The organism is Pseudomonas sp. WS 5071 (assembly GCF_012985765.1).
GTDB lineage: Bacteria > Pseudomonadota > Gammaproteobacteria > Pseudomonadales > Pseudomonadaceae > Aquipseudomonas > Aquipseudomonas lundensis_A.
In genome coordinates this window covers 87,058-113,540 of record NZ_JAAQWY010000009.1, presented here as the reverse complement: position 1 = coordinate 113,540, position 26,483 = coordinate 87,058, and the positions used below count along the sequence as shown (strand labels likewise).

Here is a 26,483-nt window from a genome sequence, read left to right as displayed (position 1 = left end):
TCAAGTACCCTGTGCGCCTTGCCCACAGGTGTCTCCCGTTACCATGTTGTTTCTCGTCGCTTATATCGCCAGCGTTGTGCTCATCAACTACGCGTTTTCCACGGCGCCGCACCTGGACATCATCTGGTCGGCCTGGGGCGGGCTGGTATTTGTCCTGCGCGACATGGTGCAAACCCGCTTTGGTCATGGCGCCATTGCGGCCATGCTGGCGGCACTGGTGTTGTCGTACGTCACTTCAGACCCTTCCATTGCCCTGGCCAGCGCCACCGCGTTTGCCGTGTCCGAGTGCATTGACTGGCTGGTGTTCAGCCTCACCAGGCGCCCGTTGCACGACCGGCTATGGATCAGCTCCGCGCTGAGTATCCCGATCGATACCTTCATTTTCTTCGGCATGATCGATGCGTTTACCCCCGGCGTGATCCTGACCGCCATGGGCTCCAAGTTCGCAGGCGTGACCTGCGTGTGGCTGGCCATGGCCTGGCGAATGCGCAAAGCAGCGGCCCGATAAGGTCTCGCGGCCCGGATCATGTAAAATGCCGGCCTTTCTCCCCCAGCAGGCGCTGGCCTGGCGAGCGCCTTCGATGATTTGTTTCCTTGAGGACCTGAAATGACCCGTATCGGAACTCCACTGTCGCCGACCGCGACCCGCGTATTGCTGTGTGGCTGCGGCGAGCTGGGTAAAGAAGTTGTCATCGAACTGCAGCGTTTGGGTGTCGAAGTGATTGCCGTTGATCGCTACGCCCATGCCCCGGCCATGCAGGTGGCGCATCGCAGTCACGTGGTCAACATGCTCGATGGTGCAGCCTTGCGGGCCGTGATCGAAGCTGAGAAGCCGCACTTCATCGTGCCGGAAATCGAAGCCATCGCGACCGCTACGCTGGTCGAGCTGGAAGCGCAAGGCTTTACCGTCATCCCGACTGCCCGCGCCACGGCGTTGACCATGAACCGTGAAGGCATCCGGCGTCTGGCCGCTGAAGAACTGGACCTGCCGACCTCGCCTTATCACTTTGCAGACACATTTGAAGACTACAGCCGTGCCGTGCAAGACCTCGGCTTCCCGTGTGTGGTCAAGCCGGTCATGAGTTCGTCGGGCAAAGGCCAGAGCCTGCTACGCAGTGCGGATGATGTGCAAAAAGCCTGGGATTACGCGCAAGAAGGCGGCCGTGCCGGGAAAGGTCGGGTCATTATCGAAGGCTTTATCGACTTTGATTACGAAATCACCTTACTCACCGTGCGCCACATCGGCGGCACCACATTCTGTGCGCCAGTGGGGCATCGTCAGGAGAACGGCGATTATCAGGAGTCGTGGCAGCCGCAGGCCATGAGCCCGATTGCGCTGGCTGAATCCGAGCGCGTGGCCAAAGCTGTGACAGAGGCGCTGGGCGGACGCGGCTTGTTCGGCGTTGAGCTGTTTATCAAGGGCGATCAGGTCTGGTTCAGCGAAGTGTCGCCGCGCCCGCATGACACAGGGCTGGTCACGCTGATTTCTCAGGACCTGTCGCAGTTTGCGCTGCACGCGCGCGCTATCCTCGGTCTGCCGATTCCCCTGATTCGTCAGTTCGGGCCGTCAGCGTCGGCTGTGATTCTGGTGGAAGGGCAATCCACCCAGACGGCTTTTGCCAACCTGGGCGCCGCCCTGAGCGAGCCTGATACCGCGTTGCGCCTGTTCGGCAAGCCAGAAGTCAACGGTCAGCGTCGTATGGGCGTAGCCCTGGCCCGTGACGAATCGATCGAGGTCGCACGCGCCAAAGCCACACGTGCCGCCAAGGCCGTGGTCGTCGAGCTGTAAATCGTTGGGGTCGCTGCCGCACCGGGCGGCAGCGACCCCAAGCTCCCAAGCTGCTTCACGCGACCTTGTTCAGGTCAGCTTCCCTCGTTTCCTTCAGGCACAGCACGGCGATCAGGCTGAGCAGCGCCGCACCTGATACGTACCCGCCAACCCAGCTCAAACCACCCATGCTGACCAGCTTTTGCGCGAAGAACGGTGCGGCAGACGCGCCGACAATCCCGCCCAGGTTGTACGCGGCCGACGCGCCGGTATAGCGCACGCGGGTCGGGAACAGCTCGGGCAGCAGGGCGCCCATCGGCGCAAAGGTCACGCCCATCAAAAACAGTTCAATACACAAAAACAGCGCCACGCCCCATGTGGTGCCGTGGGTGAGCAATGGCTCCATCAAAAAACCTGACAGCAACGCCAGTACGCCACCGACGATGAGCACCGGTTTGCGTCCCCAGCGGTCGCTGGCCCAGGCTGAGAGTGGCGTGGCGGCCGCCATGAACAGCACGGCAAAGCACAGCAGGCCGAGGAAGGTTTCGCGGGTGTAGCCCAGGGTCGACACCCCGTAACTCAGGGAGAACACCGTCGAGATGTAAAACAGCGCGTAACACACCACCATCGACGCTGTGCCCAACAGCATCGGCGCCCAGTACTGGCTGAAAAGCTCGATGATCGGCATCTTCACCCGTTCGTGTTGCGCCACGGCTTTGGCGAATACGGGGGTTTCTTCAAGTTTGAGGCGCACATACAGCCCCACCATCACCAGCGCCGCGCTCAGCAGGAATGGAATTCGCCAGCCCCAAGCGCGGAACTGCTCATCGCTCAGGGTCATGGCCAGCGTCAAAAACAAACCATTGGCCGCCAGAAAGCCAATTGAGGGGCCCAGCTGCGGGAACATGCCGAACCAGGCGCGTTTGCCCTTTGGCGCGTTTTCAGTGGCCAGCAAGGCAGCGCCACCCCGTTCCCCGCCCAGACCCAGGCCTTGGCCAAAACGTAGCACACACAACAGGATGGGCGCCCAAGCACCGATCGTGGCATAGCCCGGCAGCACGCCAATCAGCGTGGTGCACACGCCCATCAGCAACAGCGAGGCCACCAGTGTCGACTTGCGGCCAATGCGGTCACCGTAATGGCCGAACAGAAATGAGCCCAGCGGGCGTGCGAGAAAGGCGATGCCGAAGGTCAGAAAAGCCGACAGCATTTGTGCGGTGCCGGATGTCTGCGGAAAGAACACCGGCCCGATGACGAGCGCGGCGGCCGTCGCGTACACATAAAAGTCGTAGAACTCGATGGCGGTTCCGATAAAGCTGGCGGTGGCCACGCGGGCGGCTGAGTTGGCCGGTTTTTCGGATGAGGCTTCGCTGTAAGTGGTGCTGGAGGTCATGTGCATATCCCTGACAGTTATGTGCTCATGGCTGGCCTGGGCGGGGAGCGAGGCGAGGCTGAGCGATTGTTATGGTCGTTGGCCCCGAGGGATATCAGGGTGCAAGCGCCGTTCGGGATGGGAACGCACGCAGGTACTGCGAACAACAACCCGCCGGGGACGCAGCGCGCGGGTAGCACGCCTGTTGGCGGGGCTTGGGTAAGCGGGAGTGATTATAGGGAGCCCTGCCGGAATCGAACAAGGCCCGGCGCGGCCATCAGGCCGCGGGCTTGACGCTGTTGTGCCAGATCAGCACGCGGCTGACACGGTTATCTTCGGTGTCGAGGATTTCCAGTCGGTAGCGGCCAATTTTCAGGCATACCGTGGTTTCCGGGATGGTTTCCAGGGCCTCGGTGACCAGTCCGTTCAGGGTTTTGGGCCCGTCGCAGGGCAGTTGCCAACCCAAGCTTTTATTCAGCTCGCGAATCGATGCCGCGCCGTCCACCACGTAACGGCCATCGGGCAGCGGCTCAATGTGCGGGTTATCGACGTTTTGCTCGTTTTCGAATTCGCCCACGATCTCTTCGAGGATGTCCTCAAGAGTCACAATGCCGAGCACTTCGCCGTATTCATCCACCACGATGCCGATACGGCGCTGCTGTTTGTGAAAATTCAGCAGCTGCAAATGCAGCGGGGTGCTTTCAGGGATGAAGTAGGGTTCGTGGCAAACGGCCAGAATCGCCTCTTTGGTCAGGCTGGCGTCCGGCAGCATGTGCTGGATGTGGCGCGTGTTGAGGATCGCTTCAACCTGATTGATGTCGTTATGGAACACCGGCAGGCGCGTGCGTTTGGTCTGGCGTAACTGCTCGATCAGGTCTTCAATCGGGTCGTCGAGGTTAAGGCCTTCGACCTCGCTGCGCGGGATCAGGATGTCATTGACGGTGATGTTATCCAGCGCGTGGATGCCGGCCAGCAAGGGCGGGCGATGATTGGGTTCGTCGTCCTCGTGGGGCAGGGCGCTGTGAGGCGAGTGGGGTTCGGCACGCTGGACCACGGATCGCGACCTGCGCGACAGCAGTCCAATACAGAAGCCCAGTCCTGCAAACACCAGGGCCAATAAGGCCAGCAGCGGCCCGGGGGGCAAGCTATCCATAATCATCGCCCGTCAAATATGCAGAATGTATTCACGAACCAGCTTGCTACCAAAGTAGGCCAGCATCAGCAGGCAGAACCCGGCAAACGTCCAGCGGATGGCTTTGTGGCCGCGCCATCCGAGGTGATGGCGACCCCACAGCAGCACGCTGAACACGATCCAGGCCAGGCACGCCAACAGCGTTTTGTGCACCAAGTGTTGAGCAAATAGATTGCCCAGGAACAGCCAGCCCGAGATCAGCGACAGCGACAGCAACGTCCAGCCCGCCCACAAGAAACCAAACAGCAGGCTTTCCATGGTTTGCAGCGGCGGGAAGTTTTTGATCAGGCCCTTGGGGTGCTTGTGTTTGAGCTGATGGTTTTGCAATGACAGCAGCAGCGCCTGAAACACCGCAATGGTGAACATGCCGTAAGCCAAAATCGACAGCAGGATGTGGGCGAGGATGCCGGGCTGTTCATTAATGACTTGCACCGTGCCGGGCGGGGCAAATTCAGACAGCAGCACGGTCAGGGCGCCCAGCGGGTATAGAAGCAGCAGCAGGTTCTCGACCGGAATGCGGGCGCAGGCGACCAGCGTGACGGCAATCACGGCGACCGCAATCAGACTGGCGGCGCTGAAAAAGTCCAGCTCCAGCCCGGCGGGGGTCATCAAATGGGTAAAAAGGCTCGCGGCGTGGGTGATGACGGCAAGGATGCCGAGCGTCACCAACAGGCGTTTGTTTGCCTTTGCGCCGTGGCGCAAGCAATTGCCTTGATAGAAAGTCGCAGCGGCGTATAGACATGCGGCGGCGAGGCTGGGGAGCAAACTCGGTGACAAGGGGAGCATAAATCCTGTTAGGCAAGCCCGAAAGGGCTGAGTTTGGCATACAACCGCCTGAACACGAAAGCCACATAAGCTGACGGTAAGGTGTCCGCCGCGATCAGTCTTCGCTATAATCCGCGACCTGCCCACGCCGCAGGCTCGCCGAGCATCAGTTTTACACGGGCTGGGCCGCAATAACCCCGGTCTACTTTGGGCCTGAAAGGATCGCGCATGTTTGAAAATTTAACCGACCGTCTCTCGCAGACGCTGCGCCATGTCACCGGCAAGGCCAAGCTGACCGAGGACAATATCAAAGACACCCTGCGCGAAGTGCGCATGGCGTTGCTGGAAGCCGACGTGGCTTTGCCAGTGGTCAAAGACTTCGTCAACGCGGTCAAAGAGCGCGCTGTCGGCACTGAAGTGTCGCGCAGCCTGACGCCGGGCCAGGCGTTTGTGAAGATCGTCCAGGCTGAACTCGAAAGCCTGATGGGCGCGGCGAACGAGGATCTGATCCTCAACGTCACGCCGCCTGCCGTGATCCTGATGGCCGGTTTGCAGGGTGCGGGTAAAACCACCACCGCCGGCAAGCTGGCGCGCTTCCTCAAAGAGCGCAAAAAGAAAACCGTCATGGTCGTGTCCGCCGACGTGTATCGTCCGGCCGCGATCAAGCAGCTGGAAACCCTGGCTGGCGAAGTGGGCGTGACCTTCTTCCCGTCCGACATCAGCCAGAAGCCGGTGGCGATTGCTCAAGCGGCTATTAATGAAGCGCGGCTCAAGTTCATTGATGTCGTGATCGTCGATACCGCCGGTCGCCTGCACATCGACGCCGACATGATGGCCGAGATTCAGGAACTGCACGCGGCGGTCAAGCCAGCAGAAACCTTGTTCGTGGTGGACGCCATGACGGGCCAGGACGCCGCCAACACGGCCAAGGCCTTTGGTGATGCCCTGCCGCTGACCGGTGTGATCCTGACCAAGGTCGATGGTGACGCCCGTGGCGGTGCCGCGTTGTCCGTGCGCGCCATCACGGGTAAACCGATCAAGTTCCTCGGCATGGGCGAGAAGAGCGATGCGCTCGACCCGTTCCACCCCGACCGTATTGCGTCACGTATTTTGGGCATGGGCGATGTGCTCAGCCTTATCGAGCAGGCCGAACAGACCCTCGATAAAGAAAAAGCCGACAAGCTGGCTAAAAAGCTCAAGAAAGGTAAAGGCTTCGACCTCGAAGATTTTCGCGATCAACTGCAACAGATGAAAAACATGGGCGGCCTCGGCGGCCTCATGGACAAGCTGCCGAACATGGGTGGCGTGAATCTGGCGCAAATGGGCAATGCCCAGGGCGCAGCAGAAAAGCAGTTCAAGCAAATGGAAGCCATCATCAACTCCATGACCCCGGCCGAGCGTCGTGACCCTGAGCTGATCAGCGGTTCGCGCAAACGTCGTATTGCCATGGGTTCCGGCACGCAAGTGCAGGATATCGGTCGCTTGATCAAGCAACACAAGCAGATGCAAAAGATGATGAAGAAATTCTCTTCCAAAGGCGGCATGGCCAAAATGATGCGCGGCATGGGCTCGATGATGCCCGGCGGCGGCATGCCGAAAATGTAATTTACCTGCGCAAGCGCTCGCGTTTGCGCAGCTCGCAGCCCTGCGAGACCTCCAGCAAACCCGCACTGTGCGGGAGCTGACCTGTCGCCATTCGTGGCGGCCTTATAGCAGATCTGGATGTAACGCCACGTAGGCGCCAGAAAAAGACATTTGCAAAAGTCCGGATATTCCTTAGAATATGCGGCCTTTCGGGCACCTATGCCCGCTGTGCATTTAGATTTGCAGCACCGACTACAGGAAAGATCTACACATGCTAACAATCCGTCTTGCCCTTGGCGGCTCCAAAAAGCGCCCGTTTTACCACTTGACCGTTACCGATAGCCGTAACCCACGTGACGGTTCCCACAAGGAACAAATTGGCTTCTTCAACCCGGTTGCCCGTGGTCAGGAAGTTCGTTTCTCCGTTAAAGAAGACCGCCTCGCTTACTGGTTGAGCGTTGGTGCACAAATGTCTGAGCGCGTTGCTCAGCTTGTGAAAGTCAATGCCAAGGCTGCGGCCTGAGCAATATGAGCGTGACGCCAGAAATTGCTGATGATTTGATCGTTATCGGCAAGATTTTTTCGATTCATGGCGTTCGCGGCGAAGTGAAGGTGTATTCCTTTACGGATCCAATTGACAACCTGCTGGATTACAAGACCGCAACGCTTCGGCGTGGTGGCGATGTACGGCAGGCAGAGCTGGTCAGTGGTCGTTCCCAGAACGGCAAGTTTCTGGTTGTGAAGCTCAAGGGTCTTGATGACCGTGATGAAGCAGGCCTTCTTCGCGAATTCGAAATCTGCGTGCCCCGTAACCTGTTTCCTGAACTGACCGACGGCGAGTACTACTGGTACCAGCTTGAAGGCCTCAAGGTCATCGATACACAAGGGCAACTGCTCGGAAAAATCGATCACCTGCTAGAGACTGGCTCTAACGATGTGATGTACGTCAAACCTTGCCCAGGTAGCCTGGATGACCGTGATCGCTTGTTGCCCTATACAGAGCAATGCGTGTTGAGCGTCGACCTGGCAGCCAGCGAGATGAAGGTGGATTGGGATGCGGACTTCTAAGCGTGGCTAATTTGCGCGTAGAAGTGATCAGTTTGTTTCCCGAAATGTTTTCCGCCATCAGCGACTACGGCATCACGAGTCGCGCGGTGAAACAAGGGCTCTTGCAGCTCACCTGTTGGAATCCGCGAGACTACACAACGGACCGGCATCACACTGTGGACGATCGCCCATTTGGCGGTGGTCCGGGCATGGTGATGAAGATCAAGCCTCTGGAAGATGCACTGGTTCAGGCCAGAAATGCAGCCGGAGAGGCGGCGAAGGTAATTTACCTGTCGCCCCAAGGCCGCCAGCTGAATCAGTCGGCGGTACGCGAACTGGCGAATGAGGAAGCATTAATCCTCATTGCAGGTCGTTATGAAGGCATTGACGAGCGTTTTATTGACGCTCATGTCGATGAAGAGTGGTCGATTGGCGACTATGTATTGTCTGGCGGCGAGCTGCCGGCAATGGTTCTGATTGATGCGGTTACACGACTGCTGCCTGGAGCTTTAGGGCATGCGGACTCCGCCGAGGAAGATTCCTTTACGGATGGTCTGCTGGATTGCCCGCACTACACCCGACCGGAGGTGTATGCGGATCAGCGTGTTCCCGACGTATTGCTTAGTGGCAATCATGCACACATCCGGCGTTGGCGTTTGCAGCAGTCCCTTGGGCGGACCTACGAACGACGCGCCGATCTTCTGGAAAGCCGCTCGCTTTCTGGAGAAGAGAAGAAGCTGCTCGAGGAATACATCCTCGCGCGGGACGATAGTTAACAACGTATCGATGGTAGATCCGACGATCTACCTTAGGAGCACAGCATGACTAACAAAATCATCCTTGCACTCGAAGCAGAGCAGATGACTAAAGAGATCCCTCCTTTTGCCCCGGGCGACACCATCGTCGTTCAGGTGAAAGTGAAGGAAGGCGATCGTTCGCGTCTGCAAGCTTTCGAAGGTGTAGTGATTGCCAAGCGTAACCGTGGCGTGAACAGTGCTTTCACTGTTCGTAAAATCTCCAACGGTGTTGGCGTAGAGCGTACTTTCCAGACCTACAGCCCGCAAATCGACAGCATGGCTGTGAAGCGTCGCGGTGACGTTCGTAAAGCCAAGCTGTACTACCTGCGTGACCTGTCCGGTAAAGCAGCTCGCATCAAGGAAAAACTGGCTTAAGTCCAGCTTCCCGATGCAGAAAAAAGCAGCCTTCGGGCTGCTTTTTTGTTGCCTGAGATTTATCAGACCTTTGTCCAGTTGTAGGTAGTAAAAAGCATGACACCGCGTGAGCAAGAGATTCAACGCCGTACAGAACTGTCTGTTACCCGCATCACCAAAGCCGTATTCCCTTCGACCACCAATCACCACAACACCCTGTTTGGCGGCACCGCATTGGCCTGGATGGATGAAGTGTCGTTCATCGCCGCGACCCGTTTCTGTCGCCTGCCGCTGGTGACCGTGTCCACTGATCCCATCAACTTCAATCACCCGATAGCGGCGGGCTCAATCGTTGAGCTGGTCGGACGCGTGGTGAAAGTCGGTAACACCAGCCTCAAGGTTGAAGTGCAGGTCTACGTTGAAAGCATGAGCAGCGACGGACGTGAACTCGCGATCCAGGGCTTGTTCAGCTTCGTGGCCATCGACGACGACAAGCGGCCTGTTCCCGTATTGCCAGGGTTTGCCCAGTAACGGCGAGTGCCCCCTCTAAGCGGGCCTGATCAATGCCAGTAACGTCCAGCCTGGCTCGGGGCTCACGTCGCTTTGCGGCGTGATTACGTGTACCCAGCCTGACGTGTCCTTGGCAAACAGCAGGTTCGCTCGCTCCCCGTGGAGCGCCTGATAGTCTTGCCACGTGAACTCATTCGTCAGGTGCGTGCTGTACAACTGCGCGCCCTGATTGAACTCGCCCACCAACTGGCCGTAGGTCAGCGCCGGGTCGCCCAGTGCGCGGCCGCGATGCTCATGGCTGGCCCGGTGTTTATCCGTGCGGCGGCTCTCCTGGCTGTTGGCCAGCGCAAACAGGCGATGCGGCCCGAACTCATGACGAAAACGCATGGCGGCCAGCGCATTGAGTTCGCCTGAGGGGGACAGCCCTAGCAGATGCCCTAAACCAACCAGATCCAGGTGCGATTCGGCATGCTCCGATGCCGGGTTGCCGAAGTAGGTCGGCAGGTTTTCCATGCGGGCCGCGCGAATGTTTTCCCAGCTCGAATCCGTTAGCAGCACCCGGCTGCCCAACTGCTGCAAGGCTGTGCCGATCAGGCGGGCCGGGCCGTTGGCGCCGACAATCAAAAAGCCGCTGGGAGGCGGTTCCGCCACCTTGAGCAAGCGCGCGAGCGGGCGTGCCGTAGCGCTTTGCACCACGACAGTGCCGATGATCACGGCGAAGGTCAGAGGCACCAATAACAGCGCACCCTGGTGACCGGCTTCGTCCAGGCGAATGGCAAAAATGGCCGAAACCGCAGCGGCCACAATGCCACGCGGTGCAATCCAGGCGAGGAGGGTGCGCTCGCGCCAGTTGAGTTTTGAGCCAAATGTCGAGAGCAGTACATTCAAGGGGCGTGCAATAAATTGAATGATCAGCAGCAAAACCAGCACCGCCGGGCCCAGCCCGATCATGGCGTCCAGATCAAGGCGCGCGGCGAGCAGAATGAACAGGCCGGAGATCAGGAAAACGCTGAGGTTTTCCTTGAAGTGCAGAATATTGCGCACATCCACGCCTTTCATGTTGGCCATCCACATGCCCATCAGCGTGACAGCCAGCAGGCCGGACTCATGCATGACCTGATTGGAGGCAATGAACACGGCCAGCACTGTCGCCAACGTGCCAAGGCTTTGCAGGTATTCGGGCAGCCATTGCTTGCGCAGCACATGCCCGGAGACCCAGCCGCCCACGATCCCGAACAGGCTGCCGCACACAATCACACCGCCAAAGGTCAGCAAGCTGTGGCTCAAGCCATCGCCCGAAGCACGGGCAATGATGAAGCTGTAGACGACCACGGCGAGCAGGGCGCCAATCGGGTCAATGACGATCCCTTCCCAGCGCAAAATGTTCGCAATCGACGCCTTGGGCCGCACCACGCGCAGCATCGGCACAATGACCGTCGGCCCGGTAACCAGCGTCAAAGTGCCGAACAGCAATGCCAGGAGCCAGTCAAAACCCAGTAGCCAATGCGTGGCCACGGTAATGACGGCCCAGGTCGACAGAGCACCCAGGGTGACGAGGCGGCGCACAACCGTGCCAATTTCTCGCCATTCGGACAGGTGCAGCGTCAGGCTCCCCTCAAACAGGATCAAGGCCACCGCCAACGACACCAGCGGCATCAGCAGCGGGCCAAACAGTGTTTGCGGATTTAGCCAGCCGAGCACCGGGCCGAGCAGGATGCCCGCCAGCAATAAGAACAGGATGGCCGGCAGTTTCAGGCGCCAGGCCAGCCATTGGCAGCCCAGCGCAGCGATTCCGATGCCCCCAAACGCCAGCAGGATCTGTTGTTCATTCATAAGGAGCCCCTTGGGGGTGGGTGATGAGTGCTTTCTATTTATGCGGCGAGCCGGCTATGAAAGACTAGCGGCCACTTTCACTGTTCACTTTTTATTTGCGCGCGGCTCAGTGCCTGCGCGTTTCGAGCGCCAATGCCAGCTATCGATGACCCGCTTATTGACCGTTTTCTGGATGCCCTGTGGCTGGAAAAAGGCCTGTCCGACAACACCCGTGATGCCTATCGCAGTGATTTGGCACTGTTCAATGGCTGGTTACGCGAGCGCGGGATCGAGCTGCCCCATGCGGGCCGAGAGCTGATCCTCGACCATTTGGCCTGGCGTCTCGATCAGCATTACAAACCGCGATCTACGGCGCGCTTCCTGTCGGGTGCGCGTGGGTTCTATCGTTACTTGCTGCGTGAAAAATTGATTGCCGTTGACCCGACCTTGCAAGTCGACATGCCACAGTTGGGGCGGCCGTTGCCCAAGTCCTTGTCAGAAGCGGACGTTGAGGCGTTGCTGGCTGCCCCTGATTTGAGCGACGCCATCGGCCAGCGCGATCGCGCCATGCTGGAAGTGTTGTATGCATGCGGGTTGCGGGTGACCGAGCTGATCAGCCTGACGCTGGAGCAAGTCAACTTGCGTCAGGGTGTGCTGCGGGTCATGGGCAAGGGCAGCAAGGAACGCCTGGTGCCGATGGGGGAGGAGGCGATTGTCTGGGTTGAGCGCTACCTGCGCGACGCCCGGCATGAGCTATTGAACGGGCGTCCCAGTGACGTACTGTTCCCCAGCCAGCGCGGGGAGCAAATGACCCGCCAGACCTTTTGGCACCGCATCAAGCATCAGGCCACAGTGGCCGGTATCGACAAGTCGCTGTCGCCGCATACGCTGCGCCACGCTTTCGCCACGCACCTGCTCAACCACGGGGCGGACTTGCGAGTGGTGCAAATGCTGCTGGGGCACAGCGACCTTTCGACGACCCAGATCTACACCCATGTGGCGCGTGCGCGTTTGCAAGACCTGCACGCCCGGCACCATCCCCGCGGCTGAGGTGCTTTGTCAGCTGTTGCATCCGCCACAGTCGGCCTTGCGGGCCAACTGTGGTAGGCTTTGCCGGTTCAGAAAACGAGCCACTAAAACCCTTTTTGCCTTGGGGTAGTGAGGTTTGGCCGTTTTGTCCGCCTTCAGGAGTTCTCATGCGCGTGACCCAACTTTTCGCCGCCGCAGCCATTGCGTTGGTCAGTACCTTTTCGTTTGCCGATACCGGCGCCGAGCAAGCCATTCGTAAAAGCCTCGAAACACTGCAACTGGATGTGCCGGTCGAAAGCATCAGTGCCAGCCCGATGGCAGGCCTGTATGAAGTCAAACTCAAAGGCAGCCGAGTGCTGTATGCCAGTGCCGATGGTCAGTTCATCGTGCAGGGCTATATGTTCCAGCTCAAGGACGGCAAGCCGGTCAACCTGACCGAAAAGGCCGAGCGCGTCAGCGTTGCCAAGCTGATCAACGGGATTCCTGCCGCAGAGACCGTGGTGTACCCGGCCGTTGGCGAAACCAAGTCGCACATCACCGTGTTTACCGACACCACCTGCCCGTACTGCCACAAGCTGCACGAAGAAGTGCCTGAGCTGAACAAAATGGGCATTGAAGTGCGCTATGTAGCGTTCCCGCGTCAGGGCTTGGGCTCGGCCGGTGATCAACAGCTGCAAGCGGTCTGGTGTTCCAAGGACAAGAAAAGCGCCATGGACAAAATGACCAATGGCAAAACGGTCGACGCGCCCAAGTGCGCCAACCCTGTGTCCAAGCAGTTCGCATTGGGCCAATCCATTGGTGTGAACGGCACGCCGGCCATTGTCCTGGCCGACGGTCAAGTGATTCCGGGCTATCAGCCAGCAGCACAGGTTGGCAAGCTGGCACTCAGTGTTAAATAATCCTGCCTCGTCACAGTAAGCCTTTGACGAGCATGCTCGGGCCGTTCAACGGCCCGGGCATTAATAGAGAACCGTGGCAGACCACGGTTGTTTTCCACGGCCGACCTTGCGTCGGCCGTTTTATGGGGAGTTCAGCGTGAATCCGGTCAAAGTAGGCATCTGTGGACTAGGGACCGTCGGTGGCGGCACCTTCAACGTACTTAAGCGTAACGCCGAGGAGATTGCCCGCCGTGCCGGGCGTGGTATCCAGGTTGCGCAAATTGCAATGCGTACGCCAAACCCGCAGTGCGACATTACCGGTACCCCCATTACCAACGATGTATTCGCTGTTGCAACCAACCCTGAAATCGACATCGTGATCGAGTTGATCGGCGGTTACACCATCGCCCGGGAACTGGTGCTCAAAGCCATCGAAAACGGCAAGCATGTGGTCACGGCCAACAAGGCCCTGATTGCCGTTCATGGCAACGAAATCTTCGCCAAAGCCCAGGAAAATGGCGTGATCGTGGCGTTCGAAGCAGCGGTCGCGGGCGGTATTCCGGTCATCAAGGCAATCCGTGAAGGCCTGTCCGCCAACCGCATCAACTGGGTTGCGGGCATCATCAACGGCACGGGCAACTTCATCCTCACCGAGATGCGCGAGAAAGGCCGGACCTTCGAAGACGTTCTGGCAGAAGCGCAAGCGCTGGGGTACGCCGAAGCCGATCCGACCTTCGACGTTGAAGGCATTGACGCCGCCCACAAGCTGACCATTCTGGCGTCTATCGCGTTCGGTATTCCGCTGCAATTCGACAAAGCCTACACCGAGGGCATCACCAAGCTGACCACCGCTGACGTGAACTACGCCGAAGCGTTGGGCTACCGCATCAAGCACCTGGGCGTCGCCCGCAGCACGGCCAGCGGCATTGAGCTGCGGGTTCACCCGACCCTGATCCCGGCCGACCGCCTGATCGCCAACGTCAACGGCGTGATGAACGCCGTGATGGTCAATGGCGACGCCGCCGGTTCGACCTTGTTCTACGGGGCTGGCGCCGGCATGGAGCCCACCGCGTCCTCGGTCGTGGCGGATCTGGTCGACGTGGTCCGCGCCATGACCTCCGACCCCGAGAACCGTGTGCCGCACCTGGCCTTCCAGCCGGACTTGCTGTCTGATCATCCGATCCTCCCGATCGAAGCATGCGAAAGCGCTTACTACTTGCGCATTCAGGCCAAGGACCATCCGGGCGTGCTGGCGCAAGTGGCCAGTATCCTGTCCGAGCGCGGCATCAACATTGAATCGATCATGCAGAAAGAAGTCGAAGAGCATGATGGCCTGGTGCCAATGATTCTGTTGACCCATCGCGTGCTTGAGCAGCACATGAACGACGCCATCACCGCGCTGGAAGCGTTGCAAGGCGTTGTCGGTTCAGTGGTCCGCATCCGCGTGGAACATCTAAATTAATGACCAGCGGTACGCTGTAGGCGTCTGCTCCCCGTTAACGTGCCATCTGGCGTTGACGTGGGGGCCATCGCCACGGCTTGCCGCTCACCTCGAAGGTTCGCCCTAATGCGCTATATCAGTACCCGCGGCCAGGCACCGGCCCTGAATTTTGAAGATGTCCTGTTGGCCGGTCTGGCCAGTGATGGCGGCCTGTATGTGCCGGAAAACCTGCCACGCTTTACCCAGGAAGAAATCGCCTCGTGGGCCGGTCTGCCGTACCACGAGCTGGCATTTCGCGTGATGCGTCCGTTCGTGACGGGCAGCATCCCGGATGCCGACTTCAAAAAGATTCTCGAAGAAACCTACGGCGTGTTCTCCCACGCGGCGGTCGCGCCGCTGCGTCAGCTCAATGGCAATGAATGGGTGTTGGAGCTGTTCCACGGCCCGACCCTGGCCTTCAAGGATTTCGCCCTGCAACTGCTGGGTCGCTTGCTCGACTACGTGCTTGAAAAGCGCGGCGAGCGGGTGGTCATTGTCGGCGCTACCTCGGGGGACACTGGCTCGGCGGCGATTGAAGGCTGCAAGCACTGCGAGAACGTGGACATTTTCATCCTGCACCCCAATAACCGGGTGTCTGAAGTGCAGCGTCGCCAGATGACCACGCTGTTCGGTGACAATATCCACAACCTGGCCATCGAAGGCAACTTCGACGACTGCCAGGAAATGGTCAAGGCCAGCTTCGCGGACCAGGGCTTCCTCAAGGGCACGCGCCTGGTTGCCGTCAACTCGATCAACTGGGCGCGAATCATGGCCCAGATCGTCTACTACTTCCACGCAGCCTTGCAGTTGGGCGGGCCGCACCGTTCCGTGTCGTTCTCGGTGCCCACCGGCAACTTCGGCGACATCTTCGCCGGTTACCTGGCGCGCAACATGGGCCTGCCAATCAATCAATTGATTGTCGCCACCAACCGCAACGACATCCTGCACCGCTTCATGAGCGGCAATCAGTACGCCAAAGAAACCCTGCACGCGACCCTGTCGCCATCGATGGACATCATGGTGTCCTCGAACTTCGAACGCTTGCTGTTCGACCTGCACGGGCGTAACGGGGCGCTGGTTGCCGAGCTGATGGACACGTTCAAGCAAACCGGCCACTTCAGCGTTGAAGACGATCGCTGGACCGAAGCCCGCCGCCTGTTTGACTCGTTGGCCGTCGACGACACCCAGACCTGTGAAACCATTGCCCAGGTGTTCGCAGAGACCGGCGAAGTGCTGGATCCGCATACGGCCATCGGCGTCAAGGCTGCACGTGAGTGCCGTCGTAGCCTGGACACCCCCATGGTGATTCTAGGCACTGCTCACCCGGTCAAGTTCCCCGAGGCGGTTGAGAAGGCAGGCGTAGGAAAGGCATTGCAACTGCCAGCGCATCTTTCTGATTTGTTTGCACGAGAAGAGCGTTACACCGTTCTGGCAAATGACCTGAAAGCGGTTCAAGCCTTTGTGGGCCAGCATGGCAACCGAGGCAAAGCCTTGTAACAGGTCTTGTCCTACAGATATTGAAGCCCGTCGCCTGACGGGCTTTTTTGTTTGTGCGTGGCAAACTTGCGCCGTTCTCGCCCTCCAAGGCTGGCGAGTTGTCGGTCAAGGAAGCTGCAATGTCACGTACTTTTCAGGCATTTGGATCATGGATAAACGCCGTGCTGATTCTCGGTGTGCTGGGCTTTATGCCGTCTGCCGATGCCGCACACGGCTTACCCTTCAAGTTGCCTCCCAGCTTTGCCAGTTTTAAACCCCTGCGTCTGGACAGCGAAGAAAAACGCTGGCTGCAGGAGCGCGGCAAACTACGCGTGGGCATCACCCTCGATGGTTACGAGCCCATCGATATCACCAACGATCGAAACCGTTATCAAGGCATCAGTGCCGATTACCTGAGCATCATTCGTGACACGTTAGGGGTCCAGGTCGAGGTGCTTGGCTTTCGCAAGCGCGATCAGGCCGTAGCCGAGCTGCTGGCTGGCAAGATCGATGTATTGACCAGCGCCAGCGGGTTTGAGCGCGGGATCGAGGGCATCGAGTTCTCGCAGGATTACATGGTGGATCAACCGGTGATTGTCGGACGTGATATTGAGTCTGAATCCATAGATGACTGGTCGGGCAAAAAGATCGGCTTCCTGGACGGTTACATCGACATACCCGCCGCCCATGCGTTTTACCCTGACAGCGAAATCATCATCACCCCCACGATGCACAGCGCCATGGAAGCCCTGATAGAAGGGGACATCGATGCCTTCATCGGCAATGAGGTCATCGTCCAGGCGTTCAATAGCATTCGTCCTTATTCAAGGTTGCGCATCATCGATGACAGCGCCATACCGGTATCGGGCTTCGCCTTTGCGACGCGTCTGGCAGACCGCCAGTTGACGAGCCTGATCAATCAGGTACTCAACAGTGTGGATCAGACGCTCTCAGAACTTATTCTTTCTCGCTGGACCCAAGGCCTTGAGGGCAGCATTGCCCAGCAACACATCGACTTGCTCCCCGCCGAGCGCGAGTGGATCAAGGCTAACCCCGTGGTCACGGTGGTGAGCCAGCAATATCCGCTCTATACCTTTCGCAACGCCAGGGGCGAGTGGGAAGGCTTGAGCATTGACATCCTTGCGCGCATATCACGCATGACCGGGCTGCAATTCGTCCATGAAGAGTCGTTTTCGACCGCCCAAACGTTGGGCCTGCTCAAGAGTGGTCGAGGCCAAATGAACGCCACGCTGTCTATCAGTCCGGAGCGAAAGGAGTTTCTGAACTTCACGTACTCCTACGGCGGTGCGCCCTGGGTTTTCATCGTTCGCACCCACGACTCACGGCTCGGATCATTGGAGCAGTTGTCCGGCAAGGTGTTGGCACTTCCCGCCAGGCATGCCCTTGAAGCCATGATCCGGCGCGACCATCCGGAGATCGAAGTGCACACGGTCGCGAGTTTCGATCAGGCCAGGAGCCTGGTGGAAAAAGGCGAGGCCGACGCGACGATTCAAAGCGAGACACAGGCGTACCTGTATCCGCCGGGTCGTCTCAAGGTGGGCCGTACCGTCGAAGGCCGCTGGTCAGCCGATACGTTTTCGGTGCATGCAAAGCACCCCGAACTCTTGAGCACCCTGAACAAGGCGCTTGAAGCCATGACCATGACCGAAATCCGCACCTTGAGAAGCAAGTGGTTGGGCGGGGTAAGGAAGGCGCCGCTTGTTGAGAGGCCCCTTCATCACTCGCCATGGCTGTATGGACCAATGGCAGCTCTGCTGGTGGTGGGCCTGTTGTTGTTTTTGTGCAATCGGCGCCTGCATAACCAGATTGTGCTGGGGCATGCACGCGAAGCTCAATTACAGGAGGCTATCGAGTTTCAGCGCCGTTACCTGGACGGCATTCCCAGCCCCATTTTTGTAGTCGGTGTCAAAGGTGAAATAGTCACCTGCAACCGCAGTTATGAAGAGCGTTTATCCATCAAGCTGGAGCGCATCCAGGGTTTAAACAGCCTTGAAGCGAATCTTTATCCCCCCACCCTGGCCGAGCAGTTACATCGAGAGTTGCTGGACGTTATCCGCAGCCGAAAGCCGTTTTACATAAAGCGTGTCATGGAATTCAAAGCCTGCAGTACAGAGGTGTATCAGTGGACTGTCCCTTTTTACTCATCGACCGGGCAGTTGGAGGGGTTGGTGGGAGGCTGGTTTGACGGGTCGGAAGGGAGGAAGTGGGATATCCCTTGATTGGCCCCTTCGCGTTTCAAAGTGGCTGGTTTTCGTAGGAGTGTTCTTACCGTAATTCAAGATTTGTCTTATGTTCTGTTCAGTTTGAGCCTTCTACAGTGCGCTCCATTCGAGCAATCGTCCCGCAGCTGTAAAGGTTCATGATGCAAAACCTGAAAGTACTGATCCTTGAAGACAACCCTTTTCAGTTGATGACCCTGCATCAAATGTTGAATGCATGCCGCATTTTCGACGTGCTGACCGCTTCAAGCCTGGAGGCGGCACGTCACTCACTTGCGGTACGCGGTGCTATCGATATCGCCATTTGCGACCTTTACCTGGACACCACCTCGGGGCTTGACCTGATCACTGAGCTGGCCCAGCAGCGCCATGCATCGGCGTTGATCATCCAGACCTGCGCCGCGCCGCATGTTGTTGAAAAGGCCGCCAGCCGGGCGCGCCGCGAAGGCCTCAAGGTATTGGGCTCTCTGACCAAACCCGTCAGTGTGAGTCGCTTGAACCAGCTGTTGCAGGCCTACCAGGTGCCATGTTTCAACACGTTGGGCCGCTGAGGCAAATTGATTGCAGGCCTGAGGGAACCTTTTTTCTTACCGGCTTGTCAGATTTTTCATCGACGGGATCAAGCGTTTTGCTCCGATGCCTGACGCCCGTCGAGCGGATCACCTGATCCTGTTAAACCCCGAGTTGACTCCCCACTGCTCGGGGTTTTTTTTGAGCGCAATTTGTCAGCGTGGGCGCTTTGGCGGACTTGCTTGTCCATTCACGTAGTCGTCAGGGTGGCCGGGCTCCTGCCACTGAGCTTCAGCCTCACGCAACGCGTCCGGCTCCAACGTGGCTAATGCCCGGTTAATCCGGCCCAACGCTTCGTGGCCCGCAGGGGTGTCGGAGCACCCGATATAAATCGGCTGATACGTGGGCGCGCCCAAAATCCGGTAGAACAGCAGTGTTTCAAACGGCAAGCCTTGCTGCCGGGCCTTGGACTGAATCTCGGGCCAATACCCCAAAACACCTTCCAGCCGGCCGGCATGCTGCATTTGCAACAGGCTGCCCAAGGCATCATTGCCATGGTGAACAAACAGCTGGCGGTCCTCGCTATGCGCCAGCTGCTCATCGATCCACATGCCATAACTGCGTTTGGCCACCACCCCCAGCCGGACGCCTTGTGCATTGAGCATGCGCTTAAGGTCCACCGACTGATCCGTGACATAAGGCGCGATCTTCGGCTCATCGCTTTGGCGGATCACCAGCCCGTTGCTGTGTAAGCCCATGACCGGCGCCGAGTAGGCAATCGATTGTGCGCGTGAGGGATTCCACACCAGCGCCGGGTCGCACGTCAGCGTCGGGTCCTGCAGCATTTGCATGGCACGGGCCCGATTGACTTTGACCACCACATGTTCGTATTCGGGCAGGCTGGCGATCAGTAAGGGCATGAGCTGATCAATCACCCCCTGACCTTTTTGCGGGCCCTCAAAGACGGTTAGCGGCGGTAAATCGCGCATCAGCCATGTGAGTTTTTCGGCCCCGGAACTCATGCACGCCCAGCCCAGCATCGCCCAAGGAATGAATTGAGCCCAACGGCTTGGCCGCCATGAGCGAATCGTCATGGTGCGGTGTTCCTTCTACAGCGTTTGAAAAGGGGCCGAGCCCCTCTGCTAAATGGCACCGTCGTGTTTCAGTGCCGCAATGGCCGAGGCGTCGTAGCCCAACGCGCCCAGCACTTCATCGTTATGGGCGCCCAGCTCGGGGCCCACCCACTCGGCCGACCCAGGGGTCTCGGAGAGCTTGGGCACAATGCCCGGCATTTTAAAGTCGTTGCCGTCGGGCAATTTGGCACTCAGGAACATCTCCCGCGCCAGAAACTGCGGGTCGCTGAACATGTCTTGCGCCGAGAAAATACGACTGGCCGGCACCTGCGCGGTATTCAGTTGCTCAAGCACCGTGTCCAGCGGCAGCGAGGCCACCCAGCGATCAATCACGCCATACAGTTCATCGCGTCGTGCGTCACGCCCGTCATTGCTGGCCAGCTGCGGGTCGTTTGCCAAGTCGTCACGGCCAATCAGCTGCATGAACCGTTTGAAAATCGCATCGCCGTTGGCGCCAATCTGGACGTGCTTGCCGTCCAGGCTGGTATGGATCGAAGAGGGGGTAATGCCCGGCATGATATTGCCCGTGCGTTCGCGAATAAAACCGAACACATCGAACTCCGGGACCATGCTTTCCATCATCGCGAAAATGGCTTCATACAACGCCACATCCACCACTTGGCCTTGGCCGCCATTCACCTCGCGGTGCCTCAAGGCCATCAATGCACCGATCACGCCCCACAGCGCGGCAATCGAGTCGCCAATGGAAATACCAGTGCGCACGGGCGGGCGGTCTTCGAAGCCGGTGATGTAACGCAGCCCGCCCATCGATTCACCCACGGCCCCGAAGCCCGGCTGATCCTTCATCGGCCCGGTCTGGCCAAAGCCCGACAGGCGGACCATGACCAGCTTGGGGTTCAAGGCATGCAACACGTCCCACCCCAGCCCGAGCTTTTCGAGCACACCGGGGCGAAAGTTCTCGATCAGGATGTCCGCGTCGGCCAGCAACGCCTTGAGCACCTGAAGGCCATCAGGGTGCTTGAGGTTCAGCGTCAGGGATTTCTTGTTACGCGCCTGCACGAACCACCACAGCGACGTGCCCTCATACAGCTTGCGCCATTTGCGCAGCGGATCGCCCCCGTCCGGGGATTCAACCTTGATCACCTGAGCCCCGAATTCGGCGCAAATACGCGAAGCGAACGGCCCGGCGATCAGCGTTCCGAGTTCGACGACCTTAAGGCCCGAAAGGGGTTTGGCAGCGAGGGGCATGAGTAATCCTTGTCCGGGAGCGTGCGAGTACAGCCTTTTAACATAGGAGCGGGCGCGCAAGAAGCCGCAGAGTTCGTTGATCCTTGGCGTATCGGGTAGACTTGCCGCCTTTCTCCGTATCAAGAAGCCCGTTCATGGCCCAGCCGTCCACGACTTACAAGTTTGAACTCAACCTCACCGACCTTGATCGCGGTGTGTATGAGAGCGTAAAACAGACCATCGCCCGTCACCCTTCGGAAACCGAAGAGCGCATGACCGTGCGTTTGCTGGCGTATGCCTTCTGGTACAACGAGCAACTGTCCTTTGGACGCGGCCTGTCTGATGTAGACGAACCGGCGCTGTGGGAAAAAAGCCTGGATGACCGTGTTTTGCACTGGATCGAAGTCGGCCAGCCGGACGCCGAGCGCCTGACCTGGTGTTCGCGCCGCACCGAACGCACCAGCTTGCTGGCCTACGGCAGCCTGCGCGTCTGGGAAGGCAAAGTGATTCCGGCGATCAAAAACCTGAAAAACGTCAACGTGGCGGCCGTGCCGCAAGAGGTCCTCGAAACCTTGGCCAAAGACATGCCACGGGTGATCAAGTGGGACGTGATGATCAGCGAAGGCACGATCTTCGTGACCGACGACCGCGGCCAGCACGAAGTGCAATTGCAGTGGTTGACCGGCGAACGCGGTTAATCCTCGGCCTGCTTCAATCTTTCCACCTTCAGACTCAGAGACACATCCCCCGCTTATGCGCATCGAACCTCGTCCATTGCCTGAAACCCTGCCTTTTCTGGGCGAAATGCCGACGTTGCTGACACGGTTGTACGCCGCCCGTGGCGTGCAATCACAGGCTGAACTGGACAAGCGCCTGGCGCGGTTGATCCCGTACCAGCAGCTCAAAGGTATCGAGGCCGCGGTGGATTTGCTGGTGCAGGCGCTGGACCAGCGTCAGCGCATCCTGATCGTCGGTGACTTCGACGCCGATGGCGCGACGGCCAGCACCGTCGGCATGCTGGGCTTGCGGTTACTGGGGGCGGCGCATGTCGATTACCTGGTGCCCAACCGCTTTGAGTACGGCTACGGCCTGACCCCGGAAATCGTCGAAGTCGCCCTGACCCGCGAGCCGCAGTTGCTCATCACGGTCGACAACGGCATCTCCAGCGTCGAAGGGGTCGCCGCGGCGAAAAAGGCCGGGCTCAAGGTGTTGGTCACCGACCACCACTTGCCGGGCACAGAACTGCCCGCCGCCGATGCCATCGTCAACCCCAACCAGCCGGGCTGCGCGTTTCCCAGCAAGGCCTTGGCCGGGGTGGGGGTGATTTTCTATGTGCTGATCGCGCTGCGCGCGCGTTTAAACAGCCTGGGCCGATACGAACACAGCCAGGCGCCCAACATCGCTGAACTGCTGGATCTGGTGGCCTTGGGCAGTGTGGCGGACGTGGTGCCACTGGACGCCAACAACCGGATTCTGGTGCATCAGGGCTTGGAACGGATTCGCGCCGGTCGCGCCCGGCCGGGGCTCAAGGCCATTCTGGAAGTGGCCAAGCGCGATCATACGCGCATCACCTCGACCGACCTTGGCTTCATCCTCGGCCCGCGGCTCAATGCGGCGGGGCGTCTGGACGACATGAGTCTGGGCATCGAATGCCTGCTCACCGACGACGCCAACGCCGCGCGCGCCATGGCCGCCCAACTGGACGAGATGAACCAGGACCGCAAATCCATCGAGCAAGGCATGCAGCGCGAAGCACTGGCCCAGCTCAAGGAACTCCCGGTCGACTCGATGCCGTTCGGGTTATGCCTGTTCGACCCGGACTGGCACCAAGGGGTCATCGGGATTTTGGCCTCGCGCCTCAAAGAGCGTTATTTCCGGCCCACCTTTGCGTTTGCCGATGCGGGCGACGGCCTGCTCAAAGGGTCGGGGCGCTCCGTGCCGGGCTTTCACATCCGCGACGCACTGAGCGTGGTCGCAGCGCAACACCCTGACCTGATCGCCAAATACGGCGGCCACGCCATGGCCGCCGGGCTGACCTTGCCGGTGGCGAACTTTGAACAGTTCAGCCAGGCGTTCGATGCCGAAGTGCGGCGTCAACTGCGTGAAGAAGACCTCACCGGGCGCCTGCTGTCCGATGGCAGCCTGACTGTCGAAGAGTTCCACCTTGAGCTGGCGCGTGCCTTGCGCAACGCCGGCCCCTGGGGGCAACACTTCCCCGAACCGCTGTTTCACGGGGTATTTGAGCTGGTGGAACAACGGATCGTCGGTGAACGGCACCTCAAAGTGGTGCTCAAAACCGAATGCGGCAGCGTCAAACTCGACGGCATTGCGTTCGGCATCGACCGCGACGTGTGGCCCAACCCGACCATCCGTTGGGTTGAACTGGCCTACAAGCTCGACCTCAACGAGTTCCGGGGCAACGAAACCGTGCAACTGATGATCGCCCACATCGAACCGCGCTGACCCGCCAGCGGATTTGAACCCCACCTCTTTCAGTGTTGTCGACTAATCTCTGGTAAGCGCTTGGTCGGCACACCGACGTCAAGCCGTCTGGCGTTTGCCCACTGACATGAGAGGTGACCCATGAGCCTGCTGCTCGAACCCTATACCCTGCGCCAACTGACCTTCTTGAACCGCATCGCGGTCTCGCCCATGTGCCAGTATTCCAGTGTCGACGGGTTGGCCAACGACTGGCATTTGGTCCACTTGGGCAGCCGCGCCGTGGGCGGCGCCGGGCTGATCTTCACCGAAGCCACCGCCGTCACCGCTGACGGTCGCATCACCGCACAAGACCTTGGGCTGTGGAACGACCAACAGATCGAACCGCTGCAACGCATCACCCGTTTCATACGCGCCCAGGGCGCCGTCGCCGGTATTCAACTGGCCCACGCCGGGCGTAAGGCCAGTACCTGGCGTCCGTGGTTGGGCAAACAAGGCAGCGTCAGGGTAGAAGAGGGCGGCTGGGTGCCGGTCGGGCCATCGCCCATTGCCTTCGACCCGCGCCACACCGTGCCCACGCAACTGGACGAACGCCAGATCCAGGACGTCATCCAGGCCTTTGCCGACGCCGCCAAACGCGCGCTCGAAGCCGGGTTTTCGGTGGTTGAAGTGCATGCGGCGCACGGCTACCTGTTGCATCAATTCCTCTCGCCATTGAGCAACCAGCGCCGCGACCAATACGGCGGTTCGTTCGAAAACCGCATTCGCCTGGTGCTGCAAGTGACCGAAGCGGTGCGCGAAGTCTGGCCGCAAGAACTGCCCCTGTTCGTGCGGGTATCGGCCACCGACTGGGTAGAAGACGGCTGGAACCCCGACGAAACCGTCGAACTGGCGCGCCGCCTCAAAGCGCTGGGCGTCGACCTGATCGACGTGTCCTCGGGAGGCACCTCGGCCAATGCTGAAATCCCCGTCGGGCCGGGGTATCAGACGCGTTTTGCAGAAAGCATCCGCAAGGCATCGGGCATCGCCACCGGCACGGTCGGCATGATTACCGAACCGGCCCAGGCCGAGCACATCCTGCGCACCGGCCAGGCCGACCTGATCCTGCTGGCCCGCGAACTGCTGCGCGACCCTTACTGGCCCTTGCATGCCGATGACGACCTGGGCGGCAAACAGGCGACCTGGCCGGCGCAATACCAGCGCGCCACGCATCGCGATCAACCCATCCACGAATCCGACCTGCGCGAATGACCCCGCCCCGGCGTATCCCGCGTGTTTGCGGCGTGCGCCGGGCCACCTTCAGGTTCAATTAAGGTGGGTTTGGCAAGCTCGGTGCAACATCTGGAAGCAAACGAACTGACTGCGTTGCGTGGCCGCGAACTACTCTGTCGGCCTGCTGACTTCCCCCAACCCTGTTGCTAGAGGCTGTGTATGAATACGCGTGGATTGCTCGATCAGTTACTCAAGTCTGGCCAAGAGTTGTTGCAAAACAAAACCGGTGCTGCAAAACCCGGCGCGGGTGCTGACAAAGGCGCACTCGGCGGCTTACTCAGTGGTTCGGGCGGGTTAGGCAGCCTGCTCTCGGGCGCGGGGGGCGGGGCACTGGCCGCTGGCGCCATGGGCCTGCTGCTGGGCAACAAAAGCGCACGCAAAATCGGCGGCAAAGCCATCACCTACGGCGGTTTGGCGGCGCTGGGCGTCCTGGCCTACAAAGCCTACGGCAACTGGCAGGCCAGCCAGGGCACCGCGCCGCAAACCGAACCGCAAACCATCGACCGCATCCCGCCTGTGCAAGTGGAACAGCACAGCCAGGCCATCCTCAAGGCGCTGGTCGCGGCGGCCAAAGCCGATGGCCACATCGACGACCGTGAGCGGCAATTGATCGAAGGCGAGTTCCACAAAATCAGTGGCGACTCGGGTGTGCAGGACTGGTTAAAAGCCGAGCTGAACAAACCGCTGGACCCGGCCGAAGTGGCACGAGCGGCAAGCACCCCGGAAATGGCGGCCGAAATGTACATCGCCAGCGTGATGCTGGTGGATGAAGAACACTTTATGGAACGTGCCTACCTGGACGAACTGGCCAAACAGCTCAAGCTGGAGCCGGGGCTCAAGGCCGAACTTGAGCGTCAGGTTCACCAGGCGGCCTAGCCGCCGTGTGCTGCACGGGCGTGACGGCGCACTACGATTTGTACGCACGCAATTGCGGGAGGTTTCGTACAGGTTTGCTGATTGATGAGGCTGTTCGGTCACGCCTATAGTTTGCGCTCGCCCCTCGGGGCGACCGGGTTTGGCGACCTGGACAGGATTTTGGAAGCGTAATGGTTGTTGTATCTGGCGAAGCGTGTATTTTGCATCGCCATCCTTTATGGCTGCTGTGCGCGGGAGATCTTCGGGTCTGCCGGGTTTTCCTAGATTCTGCCGGTTCGCCAACCCGCGTACAGCAGCCACCTTTGATTTCGTTTGGCGACGGGAAGTGGGTGGCCTAATCGCAAGATCTAGGAGTTGTCTCAATGATTAAGTCCCCGTATATCCCGCTAACCGCTATCGACTGCACCATCCCCGCCTTGCTGATTGACCGAAACGCCCCGCTTGATGTGTTGCATGCCAATGCCACGGCCCGTGTGCTGGCGGTTACCCAATTGATGGAAACCTTTTCCAGCCGCGAGGTGCAGGAGGCAGATGCCGTTGACCTCAAGCATCTGGCAGCCACCGCAGCCGTGTTGCTGCGTGACGGGTGTGATCTGCTCAATGTGTTGGGGTGGCGATTGCAGCCGAGTTGAGTCTTTGCAGACGGCGTTTTTAAACGCTATCTCCCCAGCCGTTTTGCGGCTACCACTCAAAACCTGAAAACACCCCAAAGGCCCTTTGCTTAAAAACACGGCAAAGGCCTTTTACTGCTGCCACTCAAG

The 26,483-nt window shown here is 59.4% G+C and carries 24 protein-coding genes and 1 pseudogene; 19 read left to right on the top strand and 6 right to left on the bottom strand.

Translation table 11 applies throughout. The features are described 5' to 3' along the window. Nucleotides 1-43 precede the first annotated feature (43 nt). Both HBN61_RS08010 and purT read left to right on the top strand, forming a co-directional pair. Nucleotides 44-508, top strand: a complete 465-nt coding sequence (locus HBN61_RS08010) for a 7-cyano-7-deazaguanine/7-aminomethyl-7-deazaguanine transporter (RefSeq protein WP_047277372.1) — start codon at nucleotides 44-46, stop codon at nucleotides 506-508. A gap of 99 nt (nucleotides 509-607) precedes the next feature. Beyond that, on the top strand, nucleotides 608-1,789 hold the full coding sequence (gene purT, locus HBN61_RS08005) for a formate-dependent phosphoribosylglycinamide formyltransferase (protein WP_083333287.1): 1,182 nt from the start codon (nucleotides 608-610) through the stop codon (nucleotides 1,787-1,789). Nucleotides 1,790-1,844: 55 nt separating this feature from the next. On the opposite strand, the gene HBN61_RS08000 is transcribed toward purT, so the two are convergent. The 3 genes and pseudogenes from HBN61_RS08000 to HBN61_RS07990 form a co-directional block, all read right to left on the bottom strand. Continuing rightward, nucleotides 1,845-3,161, bottom strand: a complete 1,317-nt coding sequence (locus HBN61_RS08000) for an MFS transporter (protein WP_170046468.1) — start codon at nucleotides 3,159-3,161, stop codon at nucleotides 1,845-1,847. A 256-nt stretch (nucleotides 3,162-3,417) separates the two neighbouring features. Continuing rightward, nucleotides 3,418-4,272: pseudogene (locus HBN61_RS07995) on the bottom strand (transporter associated domain-containing protein); the annotation flags it as partial. A gap of 33 nt (nucleotides 4,273-4,305) precedes the next feature. Further along, nucleotides 4,306-5,118 carry a cytochrome C assembly family protein gene (locus HBN61_RS07990; protein ID WP_047277368.1) on the bottom strand — a complete coding sequence of 271 codons (813 nt, stop codon included), beginning with the start codon at nucleotides 5,116-5,118 and terminating at the stop codon, nucleotides 4,306-4,308. Between the two features lie 207 nt (nucleotides 5,119-5,325). Here HBN61_RS07990 and ffh point away from each other — a divergent pair, with 207 nt between their 5' ends. The 6 genes from ffh to HBN61_RS07960 all read left to right on the top strand — a co-directional run bounded on the left by ffh (nucleotide 5,326) and on the right by HBN61_RS07960 (nucleotide 9,410). Further along, on the top strand, nucleotides 5,326-6,702 hold the full coding sequence (gene ffh / locus HBN61_RS07985) for a signal recognition particle protein (RefSeq protein WP_047277366.1): 1,377 nt from the start codon (nucleotides 5,326-5,328) through the stop codon (nucleotides 6,700-6,702). Between the two features lie 250 nt (nucleotides 6,703-6,952). Continuing rightward, on the top strand, nucleotides 6,953-7,204 hold the full coding sequence (gene rpsP, locus HBN61_RS07980) for a 30S ribosomal protein S16 (protein ID WP_047277364.1): 252 nt from the start codon (nucleotides 6,953-6,955) through the stop codon (nucleotides 7,202-7,204). 5 nt (nucleotides 7,205-7,209) lie between these two features. Further along, a complete protein-coding gene (rimM, locus tag HBN61_RS07975; RefSeq protein WP_047281167.1) occupies nucleotides 7,210-7,749 on the top strand; it encodes a ribosome maturation factor RimM in 540 nt (179 codons plus the stop codon). A 2-nt stretch (nucleotides 7,750-7,751) separates the two neighbouring features. After that, entirely contained in the window at nucleotides 7,752-8,504 is a 753-nt protein-coding gene (gene trmD, locus HBN61_RS07970; RefSeq protein ID WP_047277360.1) for a tRNA (guanosine(37)-N1)-methyltransferase TrmD, read from the top strand. A gap of 45 nt (nucleotides 8,505-8,549) precedes the next feature. After that, nucleotides 8,550-8,900 (top strand): 50S ribosomal protein L19, encoded by a 351-nt coding sequence (gene rplS, locus HBN61_RS07965; protein WP_003440273.1) that lies wholly within the window; start codon nucleotides 8,550-8,552, stop codon nucleotides 8,898-8,900. 96 nt (nucleotides 8,901-8,996) lie between these two features. Next, nucleotides 8,997-9,410, top strand: a complete 414-nt coding sequence (locus HBN61_RS07960) for an acyl-CoA thioesterase (protein ID WP_047277358.1) — start codon at nucleotides 8,997-8,999, stop codon at nucleotides 9,408-9,410. Nucleotides 9,411-9,425: 15 nt separating this feature from the next. Here HBN61_RS07960 and HBN61_RS07955 read toward each other — a convergent pair whose 3' ends face one another. Further along, on the bottom strand, nucleotides 9,426-11,222 hold the full coding sequence (locus HBN61_RS07955) for a cation:proton antiporter (protein WP_048376612.1): 1,797 nt from the start codon (nucleotides 11,220-11,222) through the stop codon (nucleotides 9,426-9,428). A 132-nt stretch (nucleotides 11,223-11,354) separates the two neighbouring features. Here HBN61_RS07955 and xerD point away from each other — a divergent pair, with 132 nt between their 5' ends. The 6 genes from xerD to HBN61_RS07925 all read left to right on the top strand — a co-directional run bounded on the left by xerD (nucleotide 11,355) and on the right by HBN61_RS07925 (nucleotide 18,855). Then, entirely contained in the window at nucleotides 11,355-12,251 is an 897-nt protein-coding gene (gene xerD, locus HBN61_RS07950; RefSeq protein ID WP_047278332.1) for a site-specific tyrosine recombinase XerD, read from the top strand. 146 nt (nucleotides 12,252-12,397) lie between these two features. Beyond that, nucleotides 12,398-13,129: a DsbC family protein gene (locus HBN61_RS07945; RefSeq protein ID WP_047277353.1), complete on the top strand. Its 732-nt coding sequence runs from the start codon at nucleotides 12,398-12,400 to the stop codon at nucleotides 13,127-13,129. Nucleotides 13,130-13,265: 136 nt separating this feature from the next. Continuing rightward, nucleotides 13,266-14,570, top strand: coding sequence for a homoserine dehydrogenase (locus tag HBN61_RS07940; RefSeq protein WP_083333288.1), 1,305 nt, complete (start codon nucleotides 13,266-13,268; stop codon nucleotides 14,568-14,570). A gap of 105 nt (nucleotides 14,571-14,675) precedes the next feature. After that, nucleotides 14,676-16,085 (top strand): threonine synthase, encoded by a 1,410-nt coding sequence (gene thrC / locus HBN61_RS07935; RefSeq protein WP_047281165.1) that lies wholly within the window; start codon nucleotides 14,676-14,678, stop codon nucleotides 16,083-16,085. 119 nt (nucleotides 16,086-16,204) lie between these two features. Beyond that, nucleotides 16,205-18,304, top strand: a complete 2,100-nt coding sequence (locus HBN61_RS07930; protein ID WP_083333289.1) for a transporter substrate-binding domain-containing protein — start codon at nucleotides 16,205-16,207, stop codon at nucleotides 18,302-18,304. 143 nt (nucleotides 18,305-18,447) lie between these two features. Continuing rightward, entirely contained in the window at nucleotides 18,448-18,855 is a 408-nt protein-coding gene (locus HBN61_RS07925) for a response regulator (RefSeq protein WP_080960241.1), read from the top strand. A gap of 174 nt (nucleotides 18,856-19,029) precedes the next feature. Here HBN61_RS07925 and HBN61_RS07920 read toward each other — a convergent pair whose 3' ends face one another. Further along, complete coding sequence (locus tag HBN61_RS07920; RefSeq protein WP_082149871.1) at nucleotides 19,030-19,908, bottom strand: TIGR02285 family protein; 879 nt, start codon at nucleotides 19,906-19,908, stop codon at nucleotides 19,030-19,032. A 48-nt stretch (nucleotides 19,909-19,956) separates the two neighbouring features. Then, entirely contained in the window at nucleotides 19,957-21,156 is a 1,200-nt protein-coding gene (locus HBN61_RS07915; protein WP_083333290.1) for a CaiB/BaiF CoA transferase family protein, read from the bottom strand. A gap of 134 nt (nucleotides 21,157-21,290) precedes the next feature. Here HBN61_RS07915 and HBN61_RS07910 point away from each other — a divergent pair, with 134 nt between their 5' ends. From HBN61_RS07910 to HBN61_RS07890, 5 genes are all read left to right on the top strand, one after another. Further along, nucleotides 21,291-21,833: a YaeQ family protein gene (locus HBN61_RS07910; RefSeq protein WP_047277342.1), complete on the top strand. Its 543-nt coding sequence runs from the start codon at nucleotides 21,291-21,293 to the stop codon at nucleotides 21,831-21,833. A 55-nt stretch (nucleotides 21,834-21,888) separates the two neighbouring features. Then, nucleotides 21,889-23,598 (top strand): single-stranded-DNA-specific exonuclease RecJ, encoded by a 1,710-nt coding sequence (gene recJ / locus HBN61_RS07905; protein ID WP_047277341.1) that lies wholly within the window; start codon nucleotides 21,889-21,891, stop codon nucleotides 23,596-23,598. A gap of 120 nt (nucleotides 23,599-23,718) precedes the next feature. Then, nucleotides 23,719-24,825 (top strand): NADH:flavin oxidoreductase/NADH oxidase, encoded by a 1,107-nt coding sequence (locus tag HBN61_RS07900; protein ID WP_047277339.1) that lies wholly within the window; start codon nucleotides 23,719-23,721, stop codon nucleotides 24,823-24,825. Nucleotides 24,826-25,005: 180 nt separating this feature from the next. Beyond that, nucleotides 25,006-25,722 (top strand): tellurite resistance TerB family protein, encoded by a 717-nt coding sequence (locus tag HBN61_RS07895; RefSeq protein WP_070412528.1) that lies wholly within the window; start codon nucleotides 25,006-25,008, stop codon nucleotides 25,720-25,722. A 362-nt stretch (nucleotides 25,723-26,084) separates the two neighbouring features. Continuing rightward, nucleotides 26,085-26,354 (top strand): hypothetical protein, encoded by a 270-nt coding sequence (locus HBN61_RS07890; RefSeq protein WP_047277335.1) that lies wholly within the window; start codon nucleotides 26,085-26,087, stop codon nucleotides 26,352-26,354. Nucleotides 26,355-26,483 lie beyond the last annotated feature (129 nt).